Annotated in this window: 8 protein-coding genes, 1 tRNA gene and 1 pseudogene; 5 read left to right on the top strand and 5 right to left on the bottom strand. The window is 68.8% G+C overall.

Annotation, left to right across the window (positions count from 1 at the left end; all coding sequences use genetic code 11):
- The first annotated feature begins 55 nt into the window (after positions 1–55).
- Positions 56–811 (top strand): precorrin-6A synthase (deacetylating), encoded by a 756-nt coding sequence (gene cobF, locus ACFYXH_RS33630; protein WP_385306227.1) that lies wholly within the window; start codon positions 56–58, stop codon positions 809–811.
- Between the two features lie 28 nt (positions 812–839).
- On the opposite strand, the gene ACFYXH_RS33625 is transcribed toward cobF, so the two are convergent.
- Together ACFYXH_RS33625 and ACFYXH_RS33620 are read right to left on the bottom strand one after the other, a co-directional pair.
- Complete coding sequence (locus ACFYXH_RS33625) at positions 840–1,604, bottom strand: cobalt-precorrin-6A reductase (protein ID WP_389571139.1); 765 nt, start codon at positions 1,602–1,604, stop codon at positions 840–842.
- Between the two features lie 155 nt (positions 1,605–1,759).
- Entirely contained in the window at positions 1,760–2,983 is a 1,224-nt protein-coding gene (locus ACFYXH_RS33620) for a cytochrome P450 (protein WP_389571137.1), read from the bottom strand.
- A gap of 306 nt (positions 2,984–3,289) precedes the next feature.
- On the opposite strand from ACFYXH_RS33620, the gene ACFYXH_RS33615 reads away from it, so the two are divergent.
- Positions 3,290–5,644 carry a hypothetical protein gene (locus tag ACFYXH_RS33615; RefSeq protein ID WP_389571134.1) on the top strand — a complete coding sequence of 785 codons (2,355 nt, stop codon included), beginning with the start codon at positions 3,290–3,292 and terminating at the stop codon, positions 5,642–5,644.
- A 38-nt stretch (positions 5,645–5,682) separates the two neighbouring features.
- Here the strand turns inward: ACFYXH_RS33615 and ACFYXH_RS33610 are convergent, their stop codons facing one another.
- Together ACFYXH_RS33610 and ACFYXH_RS33605 are read right to left on the bottom strand one after the other, a co-directional pair.
- The gene (locus tag ACFYXH_RS33610; RefSeq protein ID WP_389571131.1) at positions 5,683–5,862 is read right to left on the bottom strand and encodes a hypothetical protein; all 180 of its coding nucleotides are present in this window, start codon (positions 5,860–5,862) and stop codon (positions 5,683–5,685) included.
- Between the two features lie 423 nt (positions 5,863–6,285).
- Positions 6,286–6,359 (bottom strand) — tRNA-Pro (locus ACFYXH_RS33605).
- Positions 6,360–6,490: 131 nt separating this feature from the next.
- On the opposite strand from ACFYXH_RS33605, the pseudogene ACFYXH_RS33600 reads away from it, so the two are divergent.
- A pseudogene (locus ACFYXH_RS33600) lies at positions 6,491–6,721 on the top strand (hypothetical protein); the annotation flags it as partial.
- Positions 6,722–6,909: 188 nt separating this feature from the next.
- Here ACFYXH_RS33600 and ACFYXH_RS33595 read toward each other — a convergent pair.
- Entirely contained in the window at positions 6,910–7,278 is a 369-nt protein-coding gene (locus ACFYXH_RS33595) for an MmcQ/YjbR family DNA-binding protein (protein ID WP_389571128.1), read from the bottom strand.
- 157 nt (positions 7,279–7,435) lie between these two features.
- On the opposite strand from ACFYXH_RS33595, the gene ACFYXH_RS33590 reads away from it, so the two are divergent.
- Both ACFYXH_RS33590 and ACFYXH_RS33585 read left to right on the top strand, forming a co-directional pair.
- Entirely contained in the window at positions 7,436–10,906 is a 3,471-nt protein-coding gene (locus tag ACFYXH_RS33590) for a ThuA domain-containing protein (RefSeq protein WP_389571126.1), read from the top strand.
- 13 nt (positions 10,907–10,919) lie between these two features.
- Positions 10,920–11,795 carry a sugar phosphate isomerase/epimerase family protein gene (locus ACFYXH_RS33585; protein WP_389571123.1) on the top strand — a complete coding sequence of 292 codons (876 nt, stop codon included), beginning with the start codon at positions 10,920–10,922 and terminating at the stop codon, positions 11,793–11,795.
- Positions 11,796–11,960 lie beyond the last annotated feature (165 nt).

Below are 11,960 nucleotides of genomic sequence, written 5' to 3'. Positions count from 1 at the left end.
CTACCGGCGGCCCCGGTAGGTCCCACGAACAGCGGGATGCGGCAGACTCGACAGGGTGAGAAAGATCTATGTGATCGGCATCGGGGCGGGCGACCCCGACCATCTGACGCTGCAGGCGGTCAAGGCGCTGAACAAGGCGGATGCGTTCTTCATCCTCGACAAGGGCGAGGAGAAGTCGGATCTGACGCGACTGCGGCACGACATTCTGGACGCGCACATCGAGGACCCTTCGTACCGGCTGATCGAGGCACGCGATCCGGAGCGGGACCGGAAAACATCGGACTACTCCCCCGCGGTCGACGACTGGCGCCGCCGCCGGGCCGACCTCTATGAGCGGTTCATCGCCGAGGAGCTGGGCGAGGACGAGTGCGGGGCGTTCCTCGTCTGGGGCGATCCGGCGCTGTACGACTCCACCCTCGGCATCCTGGAGGAAATCCTCGAACGGGGCGCGGTCGCGTTCGACCATGAGGTCATTCCCGGCATCAGCAGTGTCTCGGCACTGCTGGCCAGACACCGTACCGGTCTCAACCGGGTCGCACGTCCCGTGCAGATCACCACGGGCCGGCGGCTCGCCGAAGGCTGGCCGGACGGCGTCGACGATGTGGTCGTGATGCTCGACGCACGGCAGGCCTTCACCCGCCATCTCGACCAGGACCTGTTCATCTACTGGGGCGCCTATGTGGGCACCGAGGACGAGATCCTGGTGTCGGGGCGGCTGGCGGAGGTCTCCGACCGGATCGAGGAGCTGAGGGCCGAGGCGCGCGCCCGCAAGGGCTGGATCATGGACACCTATCTGCTGCGCCGCGGCTGAGGGGTCCGAGCGGTCGGAGCGGTCGGAACTATCCGAGCTGACCGAGCTGTCTGATTTGTCCGAGCAGTTCGAGTACGCCCGCCATGTCCGGCGCGAGGAGCACCCCGGGCGGCGCGGGCGGACGGCGGACCACCACCACGGGCATGCCCAGCTCGCGCGCGGCGGTGAGCTTGGCGGCGGTGGCGGACCCGCCGCTGTCCTTCGTCACCAGGACGTCGATGTCATGCGTACGGAGCAGCTCCCGCTCGCCCACGAGGGTGAACGGTCCGCGGTCCAGCAGGACGCGGGTGTGGCGGGGCAGCGGCGGCTCGGGCGGCTCCACCGACCGTACGAGAAAGTGCAGTTGATCGAGGCCTGCGAAGGCGGCGAGGCCGAGACGTCCGGTGGTGAGGAAGACGCGCCGACCCAGCGCGGGCAGCTGCGTGGCGGCGTCGACGAGCGAGACGGCCGAATGCCAGTGGTCCCCGGGGCCGGCGCTCCAGCCGGGCCGCCGCAGCGCGCAGAGCGGCATACCGACGGCTGCCGCGGCCTGCGCGGCGTTGGCGCTGATGACGGAGGCGAACGGGTGCGTGGCGTCGATGACGGCATGGACGCGGTGCTCGCGCAGCCAGTCGGCGAGACCTTCCGGGCCGCCGAAACCCCCGATGCGCACCTCTCCGGCGGGCATCCGGGGCTGCGCCACCCGACCGGCGAGCGAGGTGGTGACACGGAGGCCGCCGCGCCCGGTCAGCTCGGCGGCGAGCTGCCGGGCTTCGGCCGTGCCGCCGAGGATCAGGATGTGCGTGCCGGGCATGGGACCGAGGCTACTTCGCCCGTGGATCGCGTACGCATTCGCCCGGCCTGTGACGAGGACGCGGTACGCGCGGTCATGACCCGAGGGGTAGTGCCATGTCACACGTCGCCGCCTTCGCCCAGCGGGCCGGCACACTCTGTCCGAAACGGATCAGGTCACCAGGCCAGATGGAGCGCTTCGGGCGAGCGATGGATCAGGGTGGGCCGCATCACGATCGGCAGCCGGTCCTCGTCGATCCGCAGACCGGGCAGCCTGCGGGCGAACAGCCTGATGGTCAGCCGGAGCTGCTCACGGGCGAGCTGGGAGCCGGGGCAGCCGTGGGTCCCGTGGCCGAAGGCCACATGCTGCCGGGAGACCGGCCGCGTGATGTCGAAGACCTCGGGCCGCTCGTAACGGTCCTCGTCGCGGTTGGCCGATCCGTAGGCCACGAACACCGTTGCCCCGGCAGGGAGTTCGGTGCCCGCAATCGTCACGGTCCGGGTGGTGGTCCGTCTGAAGCCCTGGACCGCGGTGTCGTACCGCGCGGCCTCCTCCACAGCTGCCGGTATCAACGCCGGGTCGGCGCAGATCAGTTCCCACTGCCGTCGGTCGCTCAGCAGATGGAGCAGCGTCGTACCGATGAGGGCGGTGGTCGTGAGATGCCCGGCGATCAGGAAGTTCTGGAGGTTCGACACCAGCTCGTGGCGCTGGTCGAGGGTGAGATCGCCGCTGCCGGGCGCGAGCGCGGCGACCATCGCGGAGCAGAGGTCGTCGCGCGGGCTCTTCCGCCGGTCCCGTATATACGTGTCGAGAAGCTTCTGCAGCGCGACAACGTCCTCGGCGGCCCGGACCTGCTCGTCCGGGTCCAGCGGTCGGAACAGCAGCTCTTCGGCGCGGTAGCCGCCGTGCACCGCGGCCGGCACATCCGCCGGGTCGAGCCCGAGCAGCCGCCCGATCACCTGACCGGGCAGCTGTCGCGCGTACGCCTCCATCAGCTCGACTCCGCCGTCCGGCGCGAAGCCGTCGACCAGCGCCTCGGCGCGCTCGGCGGCGTACGGCACCAGCGCGGCGATCCGGCCGGCGGACAGGCCGCTGTTGAGCGGGGCCCGGTGGCGCTGATGGGCGGGGCCGTCGGTGGAGACGACGGTGGGGCGCTTTCCGTAGCCCTTGGCCAGCACCTCCAGCGCGGCAGGCGAGGGCATGACGTCGGGCAGCAGCGCGCGCACCGACGAGAACTCCTCGGGCCGCCGCAGCACTTCCCGTACGTCCGTGTCCCGCGCGACGAGCCAGGCATCCAGTTCGGGAACGAAGGTCAGGCCCTCGGCCCGGCGCGCCTGCGCGTAGAGCGGGTAGGGATCGCGTTGCAGCTCGTCGAGCCTGGCGTGATCTTTGCTCGCCACGCGGCGCCTCCGGGGCGGAAGGAAGGTTTTTGCACTGTGGGCGCACCGGTCGTCCGGATGTTCGGCCGCGGCACGTCCGGCCATGGTGCCCGAGCCCCGCCGCATCGGGAAGGGGCACTGTCCGCAGAGCGCACTTTGGCGTAATGGGCCCTGTACCGAAGGCGGATCGCAGGTCTACGGTCTCCGGTGGCCGACGGACGCACAACGGGGGTGCACTCGATCATGCGCGGGATCACTGGGTTACGGTCCTGGACGCGGGCGTCGGGGTGGCGGCGGTGGGCGACCGCCTTCTGCCTGGCAGCCCTCGTGGCAACTCCCCTGATCGGCCCCGGAAGTGATGTCACACCCACCGCTCAGGCGGCAACGCGGTCAGCGGCCGAGGGCGGCACTGGGGGTCTTGTCCCGTACAACGAGGATCAGTTCAGCCAGGAGGGCTTCGACTTCCGCGACCGGCTGGGCACCGAGTACAGGGGCGCGTACATCCGCGAGAAGCGCCAATTCGCCAACGGCTACAGCGAGTTTGCCAACGTGGCCGCCGCCCTGGTCGATCCCCGCGGGCGCACCGATGATGAACTCGAGGACCTGCTGACCACGGGGCGGCCGGAGGAGGCCCCGGCGTACGACTTCAAGCTGGTGCCCCTGGAGGACTGGAAGCGCTATCTGCGGCCCGAGGACTATCGGGAATTGCGCGCGCAGGGCGTGAAGAACCTGCTGATGGTGCGGGCGATGAGCTTTCCCGGCGTGCGGGAGGGGCGGAAGAAGACGGGCCTGCACTCCGAGAAGCTGATCAAGAACGTGCTGCAGCAGAACAGGACCGGCAAGGCGGCCCTGAACCCACTGTCCTGGTACACCGATCGGGGTCCGTGCGAGGAGTGCGACGAAGAGGTCATCGAGGACGGGACCCCGGTCTACCACACGCAGGAATACGGCCTGAGCCGCCAGGAGCGGGCCCGGCGGGATGCCGAGCTGAAGAAGGCCGACATCGAACTCGGAAAATTCACGAACAGTCAGAAGCAGCTCGTCGAGCGGGCGGAGAAGGCGGCCAAGCTGCCTGCGGGACAGCGCGCGAACGAGAGGAAGGTGATCAAGAGGGAGATGGAGAAGGTGGCAGGCCGCCGGAAGGCCGCGGAGGCCCGCAGGCAGAAGATCGTGGCCCGCTACAAGGACATCGAGAGTGTCCGGGCTGCCACGGCCAGCGGCAATCTGCGCAAGGACATCGACAAGGCGCGCAAGGCCGACGCCGCGGCCAAGTCCGTGTTCGTCGCCGCTCGGACGGACTGCCCGACGCCGCAGGCACAAAGCCTCGGACTCCCGGGCGCCGCCTCCCATGTCCGGCTCGCGGCCTTCTCCACGCGGCGGACCGCCGACTGCGGTGACGCCGACGAGCAGGCCAGGGGCGGTCTGGTGCGGGGCCTGACCATGCCGCCCCAGGCGCCCGGCGGCATCGACTTCTCCCGCCTTGAGCTGCGCTACCTCGCCGATCCCGGGTCGGACGGCGGCGGTCTGCGCTATGCGTTCAAGGCTCCCTTGACAGCCTCGGGCAAGGGAAGCGGATCGGCTGGGTTGGCCGGCGCCAAGGAGTCATCCGACGCCTTCTTCACCTGGCTGGAGTTGGAGCCGTCGACGTTCTGGGTCAACCTCAACCCCAATGAGCCCGACCGCATCGTCGACTCCCGGCTCGGCCGGACCGACGCGGGACGGGTGTTGCTGCAGGCGGATCTGCTGCTGAAGAAGACGACCGGCACAGTCATCCACCCGGACACGAAACTCGGCGCGGAGTACTGGGGGTCACTGTCGGGCGACTGCATGTCGTTCCGAACGTGGATCGTGCCGGCGCCGGCGACGGTGCACGAGGAGAGGGATGAACTGCACATCCTCGACGCGCCGTTGGACGTGCAGATGGAGACGCAGTACCTGAAGTCGCGCGGCGGCAACGCGGCGGTGTCGTGCCCGGAGCAGTCGGCCTCGGTGCAGGAGCACAACGAGGCGGTGTTTCGGCGACTGATCCTGCCCAAGGTGGTCAAGGCGGTGAACACCGCCCCCGAGTACGCCGAGCTGCGGCGTGTGTATCTCAGCCGAGTCGCGGCCGAGTGGTACCGCAAACTGAGCGTGCGCAAGAAGACGGCGTACGGAGAAATGATCGACAAGGGTGACATCAGCGCGTACACCACGCAGAGGAAATGGACGCCGCACGACACCTTCGACCAGTACGTACGCTCCTACACCAAGGGCGAGTTCAAGGTGACGCACCGCACCCGTGAGGGCAACACCGAATACACGAAGACGTACATCTACGGGGGCGTCGACTTCACCTCCGTCCGCTACTCCTCGATGTCGGCCGACCGGATGAAGGAGCGCTGGCCCACGCTGACCCGAGACGTGAGCCGGTCGCTGGCACAGCCCGTGACGGACACCGGACAGGGGCAGGTGTGGCTCGGCGGAGGCGCGCCGGCGGCAGACGCGGGTACGCAGGCCGACACGGGTACGGAGGCCGACACGGGTACGGAGGCCGACACGGGTACGGAGGCCGACGTCTCGGACGGCGGAGGAGTGTCGGCAGGGGATGTCGCGTCCGGGGCGATCCGGTGGCTGCCGGCGGTGGCGCTCCTCGCCGGGTTCTTCGTGCTGCGGCGGAGGGTGCGCCGGCGTCGCGTCCGCTGACTCCACTGCGGCGTAGGCCGCAGCACCGCCTCGGGCGCTCACTGGCCGCGCAGCAAAGCCGTGAAGCCCGCCGAGCGCGAGCCCGGCAGCCAGGGCAGCGTGGTGGTTGGACCGCACACCGCCACCTCGATCAGGAGCAGTCCCGCGGTCATGGTGACCTGCTCCAACCGCACATCCATCCCGGGAAACGGCACACCCTCGATTGAGCAGACCCCCATGAAGGCCGCATGCCCCGGTGGGACGATCCTGCATTCCACCCTTGACCTGGGGATTCAGGAACTGCGGACAGAGCCCCGACTTCGACCACAGGTACTCGATCCAGCGCGCCAGTCGGTTGCCGATGCGAACGACCGGGGCCGCCCGCGAAGCCGTCGACACCATCGACCACACCCTCACCCTGGCCGAGGAGCGAGACGACCGACGGGCTTGGAGGGAGCGGCTGCGGCCATCGCGAGACCACATTCAGCAGCTCCGCGAAGCCCTCGGGCGGCTCGGCTCCCCCACCCCGCACGGCTTCTGCCCCACCGCCGACGATCCGCAGACCGGCCGGGCGACCACATGGCGACCACCACGCCCCCGAACACACGAAAGGCCGCCCTCTCATAGATGAGAGAACGGCCTCCGACCTGCGATAAGCAGAGTCGGGACGACAGGATTTGAACCTGCGACCCCTTGACCCCCAGTCAAGTGCGCTACCAAGCTGCGCCACGTCCCGGTGCCCGTCTGACCTGGGGTTTCCCCGGGCCGAACGCGCATGAGAACAATACCGCACTTCGACCGGTGGTCACGAACCCGTTTCCACCCCTGAGCGCGCTTGACCTCGACCATTTCCCGCAGGAGTAGCCGCCGGGCTTCGGCGCGTACGACTCCCCGCCCGGCCATCCCCCCGACCGGCTGCCGGTTCCGGCCCGCCGAGATCGGAAGCGGCCGCTCGGACACGGGCTGCCGCCGGCCGTGGGGACCTCGGGCTGCGGCCGAAGGGGCCGGCCGGGACCTCGAGGCCTCTACGCCGCCTTCACCGCGCCGCATCCGGGGCGGCCCCGAGCCGTCGTCGCCCGCGTCGAGCCCAGAAACGCCCTCGCCTGGAAGGCGAAGGATTTTGATCATGAACACCCTGCGCGACCGGTTCGCCCCGCCGATATCGCGACCACTGGACCAAGATCCACGGCAGGCTCTCGTGCCGCCCGAGATCAGCAGGGACGGCTTCGACGGGGCGGAGCGCCGGGCAGCCGGACCGGGTGATCGACGCAGGGATCCGGGAACGGTTAGCTCGTCGGCGCCTGCCCCAGCTCGGGGTGGGCGTCGACCAGTCTGCGGGGTGCGGCCTGACGCCAGGAGTCGAGCAGGATCGCGTACAACTCCTCATCGTCCTCCACGGCCGCCAACCGCACCCGCAGCCAGGCGTAGTTGTCGTCGTGCCCCGCGCGTATGAAGAACTTCTCGGGCTCGGAGGCGATCAGCCCTTCCCGGTCCTCCTTGGGGCACTTCACACCCATCGCCTTGTCGTCGTCATCGAGCGAGGCGAAGATCTTGCCGCCGCGCTCCAAGCGGAACGTGGGCATGCCCCAGGCGAGCTTCTCCATCGCGCCGGGGAGGGAGAGCGCGAGCCTGCGTACATCGTCAGCAGTGGCCATGCGAAGACGGTACGACGCGGCACTGACACTGGCCCCGCCGTTGCCGCACAGGGCTCTTCCGACCCATTGACCCCCTGTATAGCGGGAACCTACGCTGTGCGACGTATTCAGAAAGCGCTTTCTACGTCACGGTCCGTCCACCAGCACCGGGAGCGCAATGAGTAGTCACAGAGCACGCGGCCGGAGAACCTTCTCCCCTCTCATCGTCGTCACGGCACTGCTGGCCCTCGTCCTCGGACTCGGGGTGGCCTCGCCGCCTCGCGCCGAGGCGGCGGCGCCCTATCGCGTACTGCTCTTCTCCAAGGTCACGAACTTCTCCCACGACTCGATCCAGGCAGGAATCGACGCGGTCAAGAAGCTGGGCAGCGAGAACGGCTTCGAGGTCGAGGCCACCGACGATGCCGCGGCCTTCACCGACGCCAATCTCGGCCGCTTCCAGGCGATCGTCTTCAACAACACCAACTCCACTCCGGAGTCGGGCGACCTCCTCGACGCCGGACAGCGGGCCGCGCTCCAGAAGTACATCCGCGGCGGCGGTGGCTGGGTCGGTCTGCACTCCGCCTCCGCCAGCGAGCGCGACTGGCCCTGGTACGAGGGCCTGGTAGGCGCGATCTTCGACAAGCACCCTGCCGTACAGACCGGCCGGATCAAGGTGCTCGACCGGACCCATCCCTCGACCAACGGACTTCCCGAGCTCTGGGAGCGTACGGAGGAGTGGTACAACTGGCGCACCAATCCGACCGGGAAGGTGCACACGCTCGCGCAGATCAAGGTGCGCGACGGCATCACCGGACTCGACGAGGGTGTCGACCACCCGTGGTCCTGGTGCCAGAACTACGACGGCGGACGCTCGTGGTTCACCGCGGGCGGACACGCCAAGTCCGCTTTCCAGGAAGCGGGTTTCCTCAAGCATCTGCTCGGTGGGATCCAGTGGGCCGCGGGCGACAAACCCGGTGACTGCACCGCCACGAAGACCGGCGCCTTCCAGCGCACTCCGCTGGCCACGAGCGATCTCGCCGACCCCTTCGAGCTGGCTGTCGCGCCCGATCGCCGCGTCTTCTTCATCCAGCGCACCGGCAAGGTCAAGGTGATCGACCAGCAGACGATGAAGGTCACCACCGCACTGGACTTCGCGTACTCGCCGGAGATGACGAGCCAGTCGGACGGACTCCTCGGTCTCGCGCTCGATCCGGACTTCGGGAAGAACAACCGGCTCTATCTGCTGAACTCCGACAAGACCGAGAAGCGGCTCAATCTCTCGCGGTTCACGGTGACCGGCAACACCATCGACCCCGCTTCCGAGAAACGGCTGCTCACCATTCCCACCTGGCGTGGTGAGGGTCGAGCCAACTCCCACATGGCCGGCTCGATCGCGTTCGACAAGAGTGGCAATCTGTATGTCGCGACCGGCGACAACACCGACCCGTTCGCATCCGAGGGCTTCAATCCGATCGACGAGGGTGCCGGACGCCGCGCCTGGGACGCCCAGGGCACCGCGGGCAACACCAATGATCTGCGCGGAAAGATCCTGCGGATCAAGCCGAACGACGACGGTACGTACGCCGTTCCCGAGGGCAATCTCTTCGCGCCCGGCACCGCGAAGACGCGTGCCGAGATCTACGCCATGGGGATGCGCAATCCGTTCCGGATCACGACCGATCCGCTGAGCGGAGCGCTGCTGGTCGCGGACTACGGCCCCGACGCCCGCGCGGCCGAGCCGGACCGCGGGCCCGAGGGCACGGTCGAGTACACCCGGATCACCAAGGCGGGCAACTTCGGCTGGCCGTACTGCATCGGCAACAACACCCCGTTCAACGATTACAACTTCACCACCAAGACCTCCGGCCCGAAGTTCGACTGCGCGAAGCTGGTCAACGACTCGCCCAACAACACGGGCCTGACGGATCTGCCGCCCGCTCAGCCGGCCACCCTCTGGTACGCGTACTCGGCATCGGCTCAGTTCCCGGAGCTCGGCACCGGTGGCGGCGGGCCGATGAGCGGTCCCGTCTACGACTACGACCCGAAGAACACGTACCGCACCAAGTTCCCCGAGTACTTCGAGGGGAAGTGGCTGACCTACGAGCTGACCCGCAAGTGGTTCAAGGCCTTCTCCATCCAGCAGCACGACCAGACCTTCACCGACCCGCGTTTCGCGCCGGCGAAGGCGGGCGACCTGCAGTCGATCAACTCCGTCTTCGGCGACATGGCGTGGAACCAGCCCTTCGACGCCGACTTCGGACCCGACGGAGCGCTGTACGTCATCGACTTCGGGCTCGGCAGCGGTACGGGCCGGGGCGGCAGCAACGAGGGCTCGGGCATCTACCGCATCGACCATGTCGGCGACGGCCGGCTGCCCGATGCCAAGGTCAGCGCCGCTCCCGACACCGGCTCGGTGCCGCTGACCGTGAAGTTCTCCAGTGCGGGCTCCGGGCTGCCGGGCGGTGAACCGGTGACATACGCCTGGGACTTCGACGGAAACGGCACCGCCGACTCGACGGAGGCGAACCCCACCCATGTCTACCGGACCAAGGGACGCTTCACCGCCCGGCTCACGGTCACCGGTCCCGGAGATCTGACGGCGCTCGCCGTCACGGACATCACTGTCGGCAACACCCGGCCCGTGGTGACCATCCAACAACCCCCGAACGGCGGGATGTTCAGCTTTGGCGACACCATCCCCTTCACCGTGAAGGTCAAGGACAAGGAGGACGGGCGGATCGACTGCTCGCGGGTGGTCGTCCAGTCGCAGCTCGGCCATGACAGTCATCTTCATCCGCTGGACAACTACAGCGGCTGCGCGGGCGAGATCGCGACGGACGCGGGCGGGAGCCATGGTCCCGGCCAGAATCTGTACTACGGGATCACCGCACAGTACGAGGACAAGGGGGCTTCGGGCGTGCCCGCGCTCACCGGCTCCACCTCGCTGACGCTGCGTACGACGTTCCGTGAGGCCGAGCACTTCACCACCACCGGCGGCGCGCACGCCGGGGCGGTGGTGGCGAGCCGCGCCGACGCCTCGGGCGGCAGGCGGCTGACCGAGATCGAGGACAGCGACTGGATCGGTTTCGACCCCGTGAACCTCAAGGGGATCGACTCGGTGACGGTCGGCGCGGCTTCCGGCGGACTCGGCGGAGACATCGAGTTCCGCGCCGGATCGCCGACAGGTCCGCTGCTGGGCAAGGTGACCGTCCCGAACACCGGGGGCTGGGGCAATGTCGTCTCGCCCACGACGACGCTCAGCAACCCGGGCGGCACCGTGAAGCTGTACGCGGTCTTCAGCAACCCGCAGTGGTCGGCGGAGAAGCCCGATCTCTTCGCCCTGGACTGGCTGCACTTCAACGGCCGAGGTGTCGAGAAGCATCCGGGAACCAGGCTCGCGCTGACGGCGACGCCGACGACCGGGACCGCGCCGCTCGCCGTGCAGCTCGCGAGCAGGGTCAGGCCGCTGCCCGGCCGCACCGTCGCCTCGTACCACTGGGACTTCGGCGACAACACCAAGGCGACGGCCCCCGAGGGAGCGACGGCGACGCACAGCTATGCCCGCCCCGGTGCGTACACCGCGCATCTGACCGTCACCGACGACAAGGGCGACACCATCACCAACTACGTGCAGATCAACGTGAGTTGAGAGGAGAGCAGCCATGGCAGACACGGCAGACAGGAACGGCACAAGACGTGCGTTCCTCGGTACGGCCCTGGGGGTCGCCGCTGCGGCGGCGACGGGATCGACCGCGTACGCCGCCGAGACCGTCCGCTGCCGGCGGCGCATCCCGCCATCCGGCATCGGTATGCACCTCTACACAATGCGCTCGACCCTGGCGAAGGACTTCAAGGGCACGCTGGCCCGGCTCGCCGCGATGGGGTACGCGACCGTCGGAGTCAGCGGCCGGCACGGCAACACCGCGGCGGCGATCCGGGGCATGCTCGATGAGACCCGTCTCAAGGCGGTGCTCGAGCACGTCGGCTACGACATCGTCAGCGGCAGCGGTCTGCCGCAGGCGCTCGAGGACATCCACACCCTCGGCGCGAGGTGGATCGTGGTGCCGAGCCTGCCGGGGTCCATGCACAACCCGGCCGGATTCCGGGAAGCGGCACGGCAGTTCAACAAGGCCGGGTTCGCCGCCCGCGAGTCCGGCCTCGGTCCGCTGCTCTTCCACAATCACGGCCTGGACCACCAGGTGGTCGAGGGCGAGAACCTGTACGAGATCCTGCTCAAGGAGACCGACCCGGATCTGGTGGCCTTCGAGCTCGATCTCTACTGGGCGTCGAAGGGCGGGGCCGACCCGAGATCGCTCTTCGTGCAACACCGGCGCCGCTTCCCCGCGCTGCATGTCAAGGACATGGCCCCGAACGGCGATTTCGCCGATGTCGGCTCCGGCATCCTCGACTTCCCGTCGATGTTCGACACGGCTCGCAGCGGTGGTGTGAAGCAGTGGCTGGTCGAACACGACTCGCCGGCCGATCCGTTCGCGAGCGCGCTGAACAGCTACATGTATCTGGCGAAGCTCAGGTACTGACGGCGTCCCGAACTGGGGCGCGCCGCCCCAGGCCCCGCGCCTCAATCGCCGGAGGGGCTGGATTTCGGGGCTCCGCCCCGGACCCCGCTCCGTCCGCCCGCAGGGCGGGCCCTGCGGCGTCTGGTGCGTGCAATCGCAAGGCGGAGGATCGCCCTCGTACTGGAC

This window comes from Streptomyces sp. NPDC002730, assembly GCF_042888805.1.
GTDB lineage: Bacteria > Actinomycetota > Actinomycetes > Streptomycetales > Streptomycetaceae > Streptomyces.
This window is presented reverse-complemented; position numbering and strand designations above follow the sequence as displayed.

Bases quoted from the DNA above. Each gene is read 5' to 3' on its own strand.
- ACFYXH_RS33610 (WP_389571131.1), bottom strand. From the start codon at position 5,862: ATGGGGGTCTGCTCAATCGAGGGTGTGCCGTTTCCCGGGATGGATGTG.
- ACFYXH_RS33585 (WP_389571123.1), top strand. From the start codon at position 10,920: ATGGCAGACACGGCAGACAGGAACGGCACAAGACGTGCGTTCCTCGGT.
- ACFYXH_RS33595 (WP_389571128.1), bottom strand. From the start codon at position 7,278: ATGGCCACTGCTGACGATGTACGCAGGCTCGCGCTCTCCCTCCCCGGC.
- ACFYXH_RS33590 (WP_389571126.1), top strand. From the start codon at position 7,436: ATGAGTAGTCACAGAGCACGCGGCCGGAGAACCTTCTCCCCTCTCATC.
- ACFYXH_RS33625 (WP_389571139.1), bottom strand. From the start codon at position 1,604: ATGCCCGGCACGCACATCCTGATCCTCGGCGGCACGGCCGAAGCCCGG.